Origin of the sequence: Streptomyces sp. NPDC020780, from assembly GCF_044334475.1 — a bacterium.
Taxonomy (GTDB): Bacteria; Actinomycetota; Actinomycetes; order Streptomycetales; family Streptomycetaceae; genus Streptomyces.
The window spans coordinates 213,357-227,374 of the sequence record NZ_JBIRTB010000012.1; the positions used below are offsets into that span (position 1 = coordinate 213,357).

The following is a 14,018-nucleotide window of genomic DNA, read 5'->3' on the forward strand; positions in this document are numbered from 1 at the left end:
CCGGGAGCCCGGTCGCCGTACTCCTGAAGGGCCCGCATCAGAACTCCAGCCGCTCGCGCCGGCCCAGTCGCATCACGACGGCGGCGAAGAGCATGGTGACGATGAGCAGCCCGACACCGATCGTGGTCGCGTACCCGGCCTGGGCGTCTCGGAAGGCCGTCTGGTAGACGTACAGCGGCAGGACGGTGGTGGAGTAGTCGGGGCCGCCGGGGCCCACCGTCATGACCTGTACGGCGGTGAAGGCCTCCACGCCGAGCGCCAGGATGCCCATGTAGACCCAGCCGGACTGCACGGTGTCCCAGAGCAGCGGCAGCGTGATCTTGAAGAACGTCGTGATCCGGCTGGCGCCGTCGAGCAGCGCCGCCTCGTAGAAGTCCTTCGGAATGGACGCCATTCCGGCGGAGAAGAGGACGACGAAGAATCCGACCGTCGACCAGATGAGCACCACCATCACGCAGTACAGCGCGAGGTCGGGGTCACCGAGCCAGTCCGGCTGAAGGCTTTTCGCCCCGATGGCCTTCAGCGTCGCGTTCAGCATTCCCGACGTCGGATTGAAAGCGAACTGGAACAGCAGGGCCACGATCACGATCGACAGGACCTGCGGGAAGAAATAGGCGATCTTGTAGAACGAGGAACCCCGCACGCCGGCGATCGCGGCGCCTTTGCGCCGTCGACCGCCGACGTTGAGCATGAAGGCGAAGAAGAGCGCGAGGCCCAGCGTCACCAGCGGCAGCAGCAGCACGAGCAGCACGCTGTGCTGCAAGGACTTCCAGAAGATCTCGTCGTCGAGCATCCGGCTGTAGTTGTCGAAGCCGACCATCTGGAAGTCCGGACTCAGTCCGGTCCAGTCCGTGAACGAGTAGTAGATGGACTGGGCGAAGGGCCAGATGACGAATATGGCGTACAACGCCAGCGGAGCTGCCAGAAACCCCGCGATGAACCGGTACTTGCCGTGCTGCATCGTTTACCGACCCCGATCTCTGAGCGGGTGCCGCCGCTGGTGACGGTGGCTCACTGGTGCTTGTAGTGCTTGATGGACTGGTCCTTGGCCGCGGCGTCCGCGAAGGCCTGAATCTTCTTGATGGTCTCCGCCGGGGTCGCGCGGCCGGCCATCATCTCGCCGATGCCGGCGATTCCGATCTGCTCCTTCTGCAGCTTCACGTACCAGTCCTGCAGCCGCGGGTTGACCACGTTGTCGCCGGCCTTCTTGAGGACGTCGACGCCGGACTGCATGGCGGTGGACAAGGTCAGACCGTCGGTGCCGCCGTTGAAGGCGCTGAGCGACTTGACCGACTTGGTGAAGTTCTTGGAGGAGTCCTCGCTGAGCATGATGCGCAGCTGCTCCATCGCGCCCTCGGGGTTCTTCGCCTTCGCCGGGACGATGAACGGCTCGCCGCCGGAGGCCCAGATGGTGCCGAAGGGCATCTTGTCGGAGGCGTCCAGGCTGGACGGCGCGCCGACCATCATCTTGAAGTCGTCGGGGGTGGTCGGCGCGGCCTCGTTCTCCACCCATGAACCGTTCGGGATGAAGAGCGCCTTGCCCTTGGTCCACTCGGTCTGCGACTGGATGTGGGTCAGGCCGGGCGTGCCCTTGAGGATGTAGCCCTTCTGGAAGAGCTCGTAGTACGCCTCGAAGGCAGCCTTGACGGCCGGGTCCTTCCAGGCGTTCGGCTCCAGGTTGTCGATCTTGTCGAGGACCTCGCGGCCACCGATCTTGCCGATGAAGGGGTAGAGCGAGAAGGGGAGGTAGTAGGGGTACTTGCCGGGGTAGGTCCAGCCGGCGATGCCCTTCTTCTTCGCCTTCGCGCACAGCGCGAGCATGTCGTCCCAGGTCTCCGGGTACGCCGCGTCGAGCTTCTCGAGGTTGGTCTGCGAGTACCAGACGCCGTAGACCGTGTACGCGTAGTACATGATCCAGACGGGGTCGCCGTCGAACTGGCCCATCTCCAGGACACCGGGGCGCAGCGTGTCGCGGACCTTCTTGGCCGGGTCGTCGTAGGACGGGGCGTCCATCAGCGGGGTGAGGTCGAGCAGTTGCTTCTTGCCGACCAGGACACCCATGTCCATCTGCTCGGCGCCTGAGTTGTCGATCAGGTCCGGCGGGGTGCCTCCGTTGAAGCGCGGCTGCAGCTGCGACTGGATCTTCTCGGTCGCGGCGTGCTTGACCTTGGGGGCCTTGGGGAACGCCTCGTTGTACTTCTTCTCGGCGTCGATGGCGTACTGCTCACCGAAACCGCCGTTGAAGATGACGACCTCGAGGCCGGCGGTCTCGTTGACACCGAGCGGGTTCTTCGCGCTCTTGGTGCCCTTCTCGACCTTGTCGTCGGTGCCGCTGTCGCCGCTCGCGCAGGCCGACAGGAAGCTCATCGTGGGAACAGCGATCAGGCCGAGTGCGGCAGAACGCTTGATCACATCGCGACGGCCAAGGCCCTCATTCTTGTGGGCGGAGGTGGATCCCATGCTCAAGTCCTCGCCTTCTCCAGGACTCAGGCGGTGTACCGGTCACCCGTAGTGAATTCGCCTCAGGCGAAGGGCCCCGCCACCGCGGTCAGTTGCGCTTGGGTCGTGCAGATTGCCGGATTTCCAGGTGCAGTGGGGGAGTTTCCAGGAACCGTACAGCGAGCCACCCTCGGCGCCCCACATCCGTCCCCCGGTTCCCCCGTGCCCGCGGACCGTGTGGAACGGCCGTGCGGACGCCGACAGGTATAGTCCACTTGTCGCCAACTGAGCAAGATCGAATGCAGGTTTGAACGGCAGTCTTTCCCGAGTTGAGACCTCGCGGACTCCTCGGCACCGCACGCCCTCACGGCGGAACGTACTTTTCCGCATAATGGCCGATTCGCCCTGCGGGCCCCGCGCAACACCCTTGACACATGCAGTCACTTGACTCCCTACTGGAACCCGCATCGCGTCATGACAACGTTGTCCATTGCATGCCCCCAGGAGGAACGGCTCCGTATGCAGCCCCTACGTGGTCTTCACCAAGGCTCCCGTAAGAGACAAAGCCACTCCGCCGCGGTCCTCGCGGCTTCTCTCGTGCTGGTCGCGGCCGCCCCCACCGCGGCCTTCGCGCAACCGTCCGGACCCTCGCAGAAGCCCCCCGGCGACACGTCGTTCAGCACCTCCTTCGAGGCAGACGAGAAGCAGCCGGACTGGCGCAATACCGTCGAAGAGGACTCCGGCGGAAAGAAGAGGGCATCGGGTGTCGACGGCGGGTTCTCCGCCGGAATTCCGGGCAATGTCACCGATCAGGTCACGGATCTGCGCGCCAGTGGCGAGAACACCGGGGGCGGCGAGGTCAAGGAGAACCTCGTCGACGTGGCGTCCGGCACCAAGTGGCTGGCCTTCGCCCCGTCCGGCTGGGTCGAGTTCGACCTCGTTCAGCCCACCAAGGTCGTGACGTACGCGCTGACTTCGGCCAACGACCACGCCGAGCGCGACCCCAGGGACTGGACGCTCAAGGGTTCCGCCGACGGCAGGACGTGGACGGACCTGGACACCCGGACCGGCCAGACCTTCTCGGAACGTTTCCAGACGAAGTCGTACGACGTCTCGACGGACACGGCGTACCAGCACTTCCGGCTGGAGATCACCCGGAACAACGGCGCTGCGGACGCGCTCCAGCTCGCCGACGTCCAGTTCTCGAACGGGGACACCTCCGCCCCCGCCCCCGACGAGATGCGCACCCAGACCGACCGCGGACCGTCCGGCTCACCCACCGCGAAGTCCGGCGCGGGCTTCACCGGAAAGAAGGCCCTGCGTTACGCGGGCACGCACAAGCCGGACGGCCGCGCGTACTCGTACAACAAGGTCTTCGACGTCGACACGGCCGTCACCAGGAACACGCGGCTCTCCTACCTGGTCTACCCGCAGATGGCCGGGAACGATCTCAGCTACGCGGCCACCCACGTCGCGGTGGACCTGGCCTTCACCGACGGCACCTATCTGAGCGACCTCGGCGCGACCGACAGCCACGGCGGTCCGCTGACCCCCCAAGGCCAGGCGGACGCCAAGCGGCTGTACGTCAACCAGTGGAACAAGGTGGCCTCCTCGATCGGTTCGGTCGCGGCCGGCAAGACCGTCGACCGGATCCTGGTGGCCTACGACTCCCCCAAGGGCCCCTCGAAGTTCCAGGGGTGGATCGACGACATCACGATCGCCCCGCAGGCGCCGGAGAAGCGCAAGGCGCACCTCGCGGACTACGCCTCGACCGTCCGCGGCACGCACTCGAGCGGCGGCTTCTCGCGCGGCAACACCTTCCCCGCGACCGCCGTCCCGCACGGCTTCAACTTCTGGACACCGGTGACCAACGCCGGTTCCACCAGCTGGCTGTACGACTACGCGCGCGGCAACAACGCGGACAACCTGCCCACACTGCAGGCGTTCAGCGCGAGCCACGAGCCGAGTCCGTGGATGGGTGACCGCCAGACGTTCCAGCTGATGCCGTCGGCGGCCTCCGGCACCCCGGACGCCTCCCGCACGGCACGCGCGCTGCCGTTCCGCCACGAGAACGAGACGGCGCGGCCGCACTACTACGGGGTGACGTTCGAGAACGGCCTCCAGGCCGAGATGACGCCCACCGACCACGCGGCACGGATGCGGTTCACCTACCCGGGCGACGACGCGAGCATCGTCTTCGACAACGTGTCCAACGACGGCGGACTCACCCTCGACCCGGAGACCGGCTCCTTCACGGGCTACTCCGACGTGAAGAGCGGCCTCTCCACCGGCGCCACCCGGCTCTTCGTGTACGGCGACTTCGACGCTCCGGTCACCGGCAGCGGGAGGCTGAAGGGCGGCGGCGGTGACGACGTCACCGGCTTCTTCCGCTTCGACGCGGGCAAGGACCGCACGGTCAACCTCCGGCTGGCCACCTCACTGATCAGCGTGGACCAGGCGAAGAAGAACCTCGCCATGGAGCTCCCGGCGAAGACCTCCTTCGACCGGGTGCGGAAGAACGCGCAGAAGGCCTGGGACAGGATCCTCGGCAAGGTCGAGGTCGAGGGCGCGAACGCCGACCAGCTGACCACGCTCTACTCCAGCCTGTACCGCCTCTACCTCTACCCGAACTCGGGCTTCGAGCAGGTCGACGGCAGGAGCACCTACGCGAGCCCCTTCTCGCCGCGGACCGGTGCCGACACACCGACCCGCACCGGCGCGAAGATCGTCGAGGGCGAGGTGTACGTCAACAACGGCTTCTGGGACACCTACCGGACGACCTGGCCGGCGTACTCCTTCCTCAGCCCGGGGCAGGCGGGCAAGATGGTCGACGGCTTCGTCCAGCAGTACAAGGACGGCGGCTGGATCTCCCGCTGGTCCTCCCCCGGGTACGCCGACCTGATGACCGGCACCAGCTCGGACGTCGCCTTCGCCGACGCGTACGTCAAGGGCGTGGACTTCGACGCGGAGGCGGCCTACGACGCGGCGGTGAAGAACGCCACCGTGGCCCCGCCGTCGCCGGGCGTCGGCCGCAAGGGCATGGAGACCTCGGTCTTCACCGGGTACGCCGACACCTCGACGCACGAGGGCCTTTCGTGGTCGCTGGAGGGCTACCTCAACGACTACGGCATCGCGCAGATGGGCAAGGCGCTCTACACGAAGACGAAGAAGGCGCGCTACAAGGAGGAGTCCGCGTACTTCCTCGACCGTGCCCGGAACTACGTGAAGCTCTTCGACGGCAAGGCCGGCTTCTTCCAGGGCAAGAAGGCGAACGGTGACTGGCGCCTGCCCTCGGACCGGTACGACCCGCGGGTCTGGGGCTACGACTACACCGAGACCAACGGCTGGGGCTACGCCTTCACCGCCCCGCAGGACAGCCGCGGTCTGGCCAACCTCTACGGCGGCCGCGACGGCCTCGCCCAGAAACTGGACACGTACTTCGCCACACCCGAGACGGCCGGACCGGAGTTCGTCGGCTCCTACGGCGGTGTCATCCACGAGATGACGGAGGCCCGGGACGTACGGATGGGGCAGTACGGCCACAGCAACCAGGTCGCGCACCACGTCACGTACATGTACAACGCGGCCTCGCAGCCGTGGAAGACGCAGGAGAAGGTCCGCGAGGTCCTCGGCCGCCTGTACACGGGCAGCGAGATCGGCCAGGGCTACCACGGCGACGAGGACAACGGCGAGCAGTCGGCCTGGTTCCTCTTCTCCTCGCTCGGCTTCTACCCGCTGGTGATGGGCAGCGGTGAGTACGCGATCGGCTCGCCGCTCTTCACGAAGACGACGGTGCACCTGGAGAACGGGCGCGAACTCGTCGTGAAGGCGCCGAAGAACAGCGACCGGAACATCTACGTGCAGGGCCTGAAGGTCAACGGCAAGAAGTGGACGTCCACCGCACTGCCGCACGACCTGCTGGCCAAGGGCGGCGTGCTGGAGTTCGACATGGGCGCCGAGCCCTCCGCCTGGGGCACGGGCAAGAACGCGGCCCCGGTCTCCATCACCCAGGACGACAGGGTGCCGGCGCCCGCCGGCGACGTGCTCGCGGGTGACGGCGCGCTCTACGACGACACCTCGGCCACCTCGGCCGCGGTCGGGTCGGTGGACCTGCCGGCCGGGGCCGGCACCAAGGCGCTCAGGTACACGCTGACGTCGGCCGCGGCGGCGAAGGCGCCGAAGGGGTGGGTGCTGCAGGGTTCCTCGGACGGGACGGTCTGGAAGGACCTCGACAAGCGGTCGGGACAGACGTTCGCCTGGGACAAGCAGACCCGGGTGTTCTCCGTGGACAGGCCCGGCGCCTACGCGAAGTACCGGCTGGTCCTGGACGGCACGGCGACGCTGGCGGAGATCGAGCTGATCAGCCAGAAGTAGTCCGTCCGCACGCTCCCTCGGTGCAGAGTGCCCCTTCCGGCGAGGTCCGCCGGGAGGGGCACCGCCGCGTTTCCGGCACCACCGCGTTTCCGGCACCACCGCGTCCGCTACTCCGCCGCGTTCCGGCTCCACCACCCGGTTGCCATCGGCCCGCTGTCTGCCGATCAGGGTACTTCTGACGCTTTTTCAGTGTCTTATCTGACTTTTACGGTGATCCATGGCAAGCCTTAAGCGATCAGGTGATCAGTACGACAATCATCTCGGCTTGAAGGAGCCCTTCATGCGCATTTCCGCTTCCGTCCGCTCCCGCGGCGTTCGCACGGGCACCACGGTGGCCGCAGCGGTCGCCGTAGCCGGCGCCACCCTCGCCGGAGCTCCCGCCGCCTACGCCGCCCCCGGCGACAGCGGCAACATCGACGTCACCTCGGTCGGCTGGCACTCGCGCGGTGACCGCGACGGCGTCGAGGTCTGCAAGTTCGTGCTCGCGGCGAGCAACTTCGAGTCGCTTCCCGCCGTCCCCTGGACGATCACCGAGCAGCCTCCGACCGTCCCGCCGGGCGACACGCTGCTCGGCACCCTGCCGCTCATCAACGGCGCGGCGCGCAGCCAGGAGTACCTGCTCCCGGAGGGCACCTACCAGCTGGTGTGGGTCGTCCCGGCGGGCCCGAAGCAGAAGAGCTTCGAGGTCGACTGCTCCAAGCGCGGCCAGGGCGGCAGCCGCGGGGACGGCGGCGACCGGACCAGCGAGCGGGGCTCGTCGTCGGAGGCGTCAGCCGAGAAGGAGTACGACAAGCCGTCCGGCGCGGTGCCCGCGGGCGGCGGCGGTGTCCCGGACATGGAGAGCGTGAGCTCCGAGAGCGACTCGAACGTCGGGACCACGGCCGCGCTGGTCGCCGGGGCCGCGGGAGTCGCCGGCCTGGTCATGGTCCGACGGACCGCACGTCGCCGTGCCCGTGGCGAGGCATAACGCCCGCTGCCGACGGCGACGACGACGAGGACCGAGTCGCGCATGCCGTCTCACCATGACGCTGTGCGTGACGTCCTCACTGGTGACCGGCATCGCCTGGATGTCCTCGGACTCCTCCGAGGACACCCCGTCGGTCACCGCCGCCCGCGGCACCGACGCCGCGGGCGGCGGGCAGGCGCCGTTCCGCCGGGCACCGCACAAGCCGCAGGAGCACGTACCCGCCTCGCACGCGCCCCTGGTGCACTCCCGCCCGCTGAAAGTCGCCATTCCCGCCATCTTCATCGAGGCCCCGGTCGTCGGCCTCGGCCTCGACGCGAAGGGGCGGCTCGGGGCGCCTCCGCTCAGCAAGCCGAAGCTGGCCGGCTGGTTCGAGAAGGGCCCCTCCCCGGGCGAAGCGGGCACGGCCCTGCTCGTGGGCCACCGGGACACGAAGACGGGGCCGGCGATCTTCCTCAACCTGAACGCGCTGCGCCGGGGGGACAAGGTCACGGTGACACGGGCGGACAGGAAGACCGCGGTGTTCACGGTCGACACGGTGAAGACGTACACGAAGGACGAGTTCCCCGACGAGAAGGTGTACGGGGCGACCGGGCGGCCGGAACTGCGGCTGCTGACGTGCGGGGGACGCTTCGACAAGAAGGCGGGCTACTCGGCGAACGTGGTCGTCTTCGCCCATCTCACGTCGCTGAAGAAGGCGGTCTGATCCCGCCTCGCGGTCCGATTCCGTCTCGCGGTCCGATTCCGTCTCATGGGCTCCGGCCGGTACCTCGGGGGCAGAGGTACCGGCCGTCCGCGCTGCCGTGTCTGCGGGCTATCCGACCGTGCAGCCGAGTTGTAGCACCGGGTCCGCCGCGCCGCCCTCGGAGACGTATCCGAAGGTGGTGGATTCACCGGGATCCAGCGACCCGTTCCAGTCCGCGTTGTGGACCATCACCGCCTGCCCCTGGGTCGTCATCGCACCGTTCCAGAGACTGGCCACCCTCTGACCTGCGGGCTGCGTCCACTCCACCATCCAGCCCAGCATCGGCACCGTACCGGAGTTGGTGACGGTCACCTGGGACTGGTAACCGCCGTCCCAGCTGCCGGTGGTGCTACGCGTCGCGGTGCACGCGCCGGGCGGGGGCTCGGTCGGGGTGGTGGACCCCTCCTTGACGCCCGTCACCTCTCCGTTGCCGCCGTCGAAGACCACGTCGGAGCAGGAGTAGAAGGTCTCCTGACTGTCGGAGCGCTGCCACACCATGTAGATGATGTGGCGGCCGTCCTTGCCGTCCGGCAGTGCGCCGGACCATCGGTAGTCGGCCTCGACGGTACCGGGGGTGCCGTTGAGCGGCGGGTGGTCGACGGAAAGGAAGGGGGTCTCCTCCATGTCGTCCCAGGTGAGCGGCTGCGTCGGGTCGAAGCCGTCCTCGGTGATGTAGACGTAGAACCAACCCGGGTGCGCCGCCCACGCGTTGTACGAGAAGTCGATGGTCGCCCCCTCGGTCAGGTGGGTCACCGGCCAGTCGCCGCGGGCCTGGTCGAACCCGGTGAAGTTGGTGTTGCCGCCGCTGCACAGCTGTCCGTCGGGCACGAAGCCGCGGGTACGGCCGGCGCCGTCCGAGCGCAGCACGGAGAACCAGTTGTAGAACGGAGTGGTCCCGCTCTGCTGCGCGGCGCCCTTGCACGCGGGGTTCACGGGCTTGATCTCACCGGTGTCGGTGAGCCCGTCCTGCCAGCACAGGAAGGTACGGCTGGCGGGCTTCATCGGGGTGCCGTGCGCTTCGGCCGTCTCCCCCGCCGTGACGACGAGCCCGAGGGCGGGGACGGTGGTGAGGAGGGCGAGCAGGGTGAGGAGTAGGGCTCTGCGGCGGGTGCCCGCCAGTAATCGGTGCCTGGACAGATGGATCACGATGTACGTCCCTTCGCTGCGGCGCCGGGTGGGGCCGGAATGCGATGCAAGCTTGGGAGCGCTCCCATAATCGGAGGCTAGCGCCGACCTCACATCATGTAAACGCCGCACACAGAAAGGCTTTCCCACTCGTCCGAGTGAGTTCAACGGGCGTGCCGCATACGGGGGCGGGGTAACCGCTCGCTTCCGGTCCATGCCACTGTCGAAGGACCTGGCCCCTTACGCGAACCCCCGTGCCTTCTACGGGGCGGAGTTGCGCCGCCTCAGGGACGCGGCGGGGCTGTCACAGAACGAGCTGGGCGAGCGGGCGTTCTGCTCGGGGACGTACATCGGGCTCTTCGAGGCGGCCGAGCGGCGCCCGCAGGTGGACCTTTCCCAGAGGTTCGGTGAACTGCTGTGCAGCGGCGGGCATTTGCAGCGACTGAGCCTGCTGGCCCGGCAGTCGAATTTGACGCGGGCCATGGCACTCTCACCGGATGCCTCGCAGGTCATGCTCGAATCCGCAGCGAAGGAGCACGCACCTCATGGGAACCGCCCCTGATCCGCGCACGGTGGTCTGGCGTAAGTCGTCCTACAGCAACGGGGAGGGCGGCAGCTGCCTCGAGGTCGCCGACGCCTTTCCCGGTCTCGTCCCCGTACGCGACAGCAAGACTCCCGAGGGCCCCACGCTCACCTTCGGCGCCGCCCACTGGACGCGCTTCGTCGAGGCTCTCAGGGCCGGCTCGCTCTGAAGCGGGTCAGGCGATCGCGTGGAACAGCTTCTCCGGCAGGGCCATGTTCAGCGCGGTGACGACCGGCTTGTCGTGTTCCTTGCCGAGGCGGGAGACCGCCCCGGTGGCGAGCTGGAAGAGCGCCCCGCTCGCGGGCGTCAGCCGCAGGTAGCGCGCGGTGAGCACGCGCAGGAAGTGCGAGTGCGCGACCAGCACGATGTCGGCCTCGCCGAGACGGGACGCGGCCGCACGGACCTCCGCCAGGATCCGGTCGGCCCGGTCGCCCACCTCCTGCGGGCTCTCCCCCGGGTGCTCCTCGGGGCCTGCGGCGACTCCGTCGGTCCAGAGGTTCCAGTCGGGGCGGGTGCGGCGGATCTCGACCGTGGTGATGCCCTCGTAGGCCCCGTAGTCCCACTCCCGCAGGTCCGGGGTCTCCCGGGGCGCGGCCAGTCCCGCCAGTTCGGCGGTACGCCGGGCGCGCAGGTAGGGGCTGACCAGGGTGAGGCCGATCTCCCGTTCGGCGAGGAGCGGCACGAGGGCGCGGGCCTGCCGCTCGCCGAGCTCGGTCAGGGGCAGGTCGGTCCAGCTCGTATGCTGCCCGGACCGGGACCATTCGGTCTCGCCGTGCCGGATCAGGATCAACTCACCCATGGGTGCTTCCGCTCTGTGCGCCGTATGCGAACGTGTGTGCCGCTGGTGCCAACCTGCCGGCCCACGATCGCATTCCCCCGGGCCCCGGAGGACAAGGCTCGCCCCGACAGAGCGACCCGAGCCTACGGCTCCGCGCGACGCCGCCCGCGGGAGGCCGCCGGAGTGTCACAGGGCGACCGGGTGAGCGGGTGTTCCGCCCGGTTCGTCCATCGGCGTCGCTCGGGGCGACGTCCCCGGCAGGCGGCTGGACCGCCGTCGTCACGGCGCTCCGGCTGCCTGCCCGGGGGCGGGTTCAGCGGCTGACGGCCGTCAGTCCCTCCTCGCCGACCACCGTGACCGTGTACGGCCGGTCCGTGTCCGCCGTGACCCGGACCTCGCCGCCCTCGCGGACCACCTCGTACGTCGCCGCCACCGCGCCCGTGCGGTCGGGGACCGTCACCGTGCGGGTGAAGTCGCCGGTGCCCGCCGGGGCGAAGACACGCAGTTCCAGGCCGTCCAGCCACTCGCCGTCCGGGCGGGACTCGTCCGCGCCCAGCGGCAGGACCGCGCCCTGGCGGACCAGGAGGGGCAGGCTGTCGAAGCCGTGGATCTCGCGGCGCCAGGCGGGACCGGTCACCGTGTCGCCGGTCAGCAGACGGGTCCAGGTGCCCTCGGGGACGTAGTACTCGACCTGACCGTCCTCGGTGAAGACCGGCGCGACGAGGACGTCCGGGCCCAGCAGGTACTCGCGGTCCGCCGTGCGGGCCGTCGGGTCCTCGGGGAACTCCAGCAGCAGGGGCCGCATGGTCGGCACGCCCGTGCGGTGGGCCTCGACCGCGGCGCCGTACAGGTACGGCATGAGGCGGTGCTTCAGCCGGGTGAACTGCCGGGCCACGTCCACCGCTTCGTCACCGAACTCCCACGGCACGCGGTACGAGGACGAGCCGTGCAGCCGGCTGTGCGAGGAGAGCAGGCCGAAGGCGAGCCAGCGCTTGAAGACCGCCGGGTCGGGGGTGCCCTCGAAGCCGCCGATATCGTGGCTCCAGAACCCGAACCCGGACAGGGACAGCGAGAGGCCGCCGCGCAGGGATTCGGCCATGGCCTCGAAGGAGGACCAGCAGTCGCCGCCCCAGTGGACCGGGTACTGTTGGCCGCCGGCCGTCGCCGAGCGGGCGAAGAGGACGGCCTCACCCTGGCCTCGCTCGGTCTCCAGGAGTTCGAAGACGGCCTTGTTGTAGAGGTGCGTGTAGTAGTTGTGCATGCGCTCCGGGTCGGAGCCGTCGCGCCAGACGACGTCGGTGGGGATGCGCTCACCGAAGTCGGTCTTGAAGCCGTCGACGCCCTGGTCGAGGAGGACCTTCAGCTTGGCCTGGAACCACGCGGTGGCCTCGGGGTCGGTGAAGTCGACCAGCGCCATGCCGGCCTGCCACTTGTCCCACTGCCAGATGTCCCCGCCGGGCGTCTCGACGAAGTACCCCTTCTCCGCGCCCTCTTCATAGAGGGGGCTCTTCTGCCCGATGTAGGGGTTGATCCAGACGCAGATCTTCAGGCCCTTGTCCTTGAGCCGGGAGATCATGCCCTCCGGGTCGGGGAAGACGGCCGGGTCCCACTCGAAGTCGCACCACTGGTACTCGCGCATCCAGAAGCAGTCGAAGTGGAAGACGCTCAGCGGGATGCCGCGCTCGGCCATGCCGTCGACGAAGGAGGTGACGGTGGCCTCGTCGTAGGCCGTGGTGAACGACGTGGTGAGCCAGAGCCCGAACGACCAGGCCGGCGGGAGGGCGGGGAGGCCGGTAAGGGCGGCGTACCTGGACAGCACCTCCTTCGGCGTGGGGCCCGCGACGACGAAGTACTCAAGGGTCTGGTCCTCGACGCTGAACTGCACCTGGCCGACGGCCTCCGAGCCCACCTCGAAGGAGACCTTGCCGGGGTGGTTGACGAAGACGCCGTAGCCGCGTGAGGAGAGGTAGAACGGGATGTTCTTGTACGCCTGCTCGCTGCTCGTGCCGCCGTCGGCCTGCCAGATGTCGACGACCTGGCCGTTCTTCACGTACGGAGTGAAGCGTTCGCCGAGGCCGTGGACGGTCTCCCCCACGCCGAGGGCGAGCTGGGCGACCATGTGGTGGCTGCCGTCGGGGACGGTCGCGAAGGCGGTGCCCTTGCGGCCCGCGGAGGTCAGAAGCCGTCCGTCACCGTCGAGGAACTCCAGGCCGAACGTGCCCTCGGTGGGGACGCGCAGGGTGAGCGGCCCGCTGGTCAGCTCCGCGGTCGCGCCCTCGGTACGGGTGGTGGCGGCGGACCGGGCGGCCGCGCCCGGCAGCTCGAAGTCGGGCCCCTTGCCACGCCTGCCCGCGTGGTGGGTGAGACGCACGGCGATGACGCCCTCGGCGGGCGCGTAGGCGTCCACGGTGATCAGCGGCGCGTTCAGCGTGTCACCGCGGCGCTCGACGCGTTTCACGGCGGCGTAGGCGGCGAGACGGTCGTCCTCCAGGCGGACGTCGCGGACTTCGGTGGCGTAGGAGGCGTGCACACCGTTGCGCAACTGCCAGAAGCCGTCGGTGAACTTCATGGGGGTGGTCCTTCATCCGTCTCGGAAGTACGGGAGTCGGAGGTTCTGGGATGCGGGACGTCAGTGCGGCTGCGGTCAGCGCGGCGGCGGGTCCCCTCGATTTTGATCGTACACAAAACAAATGCCACCGCCAGGATCGGTGCACGACAGGAACAGCCGGATTGCCCGGATACCGCGAGCTTCACCACCCATGCCCGATCGGCCCCGATGGCGCCACGTGAGCGATACGTCACGGAAACGGTCTAGAAACCCCCGGCCGGATGGAGTATTAGTACTGCAAGCAAACAAATAGGCGGGGCGGCAGAGCTGCCGCCCGGGCCTTCGGCGACAAGAGGCTGATCAATGTCGGACCGTTTCACCCCCACCCCCGCGGACAGGTTCACCTTCGGTCTCTGGACCGTGGGCTGGCGTGGCAACGACCCGTTCGGCGAGCCGACCCGG

10 protein-coding genes are annotated in these 14,018 nt (G+C 68.6%); 5 read left to right on the forward strand and 5 right to left on the reverse strand.

Annotated elements, in window-relative coordinates; genetic code table 11:
* Positions 1-37: 37 nt before the first annotated feature.
* Entirely contained in the window at positions 38-961 is a 924-nt protein-coding gene (locus ACH4VO_RS23820) for a sugar ABC transporter permease (protein WP_360990126.1), read from the reverse strand.
* A gap of 50 nt (positions 962-1,011) precedes the next feature.
* Entirely contained in the window at positions 1,012-2,460 is a 1,449-nt protein-coding gene (ngcE, locus tag ACH4VO_RS23825) for an N-acetylglucosamine/diacetylchitobiose ABC transporter substrate-binding protein (RefSeq protein ID WP_360990123.1), read from the reverse strand.
* 498 nt (positions 2,461-2,958) lie between these two features.
* Between ngcE and ACH4VO_RS23830 the strand changes: the two genes are divergently transcribed.
* From ACH4VO_RS23830 to ACH4VO_RS23840, 3 genes are all read left to right on the forward strand, one after another.
* Positions 2,959-6,813 carry a GH92 family glycosyl hydrolase gene (locus ACH4VO_RS23830; protein ID WP_360990120.1) on the forward strand — a complete coding sequence of 1,285 codons (3,855 nt, stop codon included), beginning with the start codon at positions 2,959-2,961 and terminating at the stop codon, positions 6,811-6,813.
* Between the two features lie 280 nt (positions 6,814-7,093).
* On the forward strand, positions 7,094-7,780 hold the full coding sequence (locus ACH4VO_RS23835) for a hypothetical protein (RefSeq protein WP_360990117.1): 687 nt from the start codon (positions 7,094-7,096) through the stop codon (positions 7,778-7,780).
* Positions 7,781-7,835: 55 nt separating this feature from the next.
* Positions 7,836-8,483, forward strand: a complete 648-nt coding sequence (locus ACH4VO_RS23840; RefSeq protein WP_360990114.1) for a class F sortase — start codon at positions 7,836-7,838, stop codon at positions 8,481-8,483.
* A 108-nt stretch (positions 8,484-8,591) separates the two neighbouring features.
* On the opposite strand, the gene ACH4VO_RS23845 is transcribed toward ACH4VO_RS23840, so the two are convergent.
* Entirely contained in the window at positions 8,592-9,668 is a 1,077-nt protein-coding gene (locus ACH4VO_RS23845) for a lytic polysaccharide monooxygenase (RefSeq protein WP_360990111.1), read from the reverse strand.
* Between the two features lie 193 nt (positions 9,669-9,861).
* Here ACH4VO_RS23845 and ACH4VO_RS23850 point away from each other — a divergent pair, with 193 nt between their 5' ends.
* Complete coding sequence (locus ACH4VO_RS23850; protein WP_360990108.1) at positions 9,862-10,209, forward strand: helix-turn-helix transcriptional regulator; 348 nt, start codon at positions 9,862-9,864, stop codon at positions 10,207-10,209.
* Positions 10,193-10,399 (forward strand): DUF397 domain-containing protein, encoded by a 207-nt coding sequence (locus ACH4VO_RS23855; RefSeq protein ID WP_360990105.1) that lies wholly within the window; start codon positions 10,193-10,195, stop codon positions 10,397-10,399. Before ACH4VO_RS23850 ends, ACH4VO_RS23855 begins: the two co-directional genes overlap by 17 nt.
* 6 nt (positions 10,400-10,405) lie before the next feature.
* Here ACH4VO_RS23855 and ACH4VO_RS23860 read toward each other — a convergent pair whose 3' ends face one another.
* Entirely contained in the window at positions 10,406-11,029 is a 624-nt protein-coding gene (locus ACH4VO_RS23860; RefSeq protein WP_360990103.1) for a histidine phosphatase family protein, read from the reverse strand.
* Positions 11,030-11,321: 292 nt separating this feature from the next.
* On the reverse strand, positions 11,322-13,577 hold the full coding sequence (yicI, locus tag ACH4VO_RS23865) for an alpha-xylosidase (protein ID WP_360990100.1): 2,256 nt from the start codon (positions 13,575-13,577) through the stop codon (positions 11,322-11,324).
* Positions 13,578-14,018 lie beyond the last annotated feature (441 nt).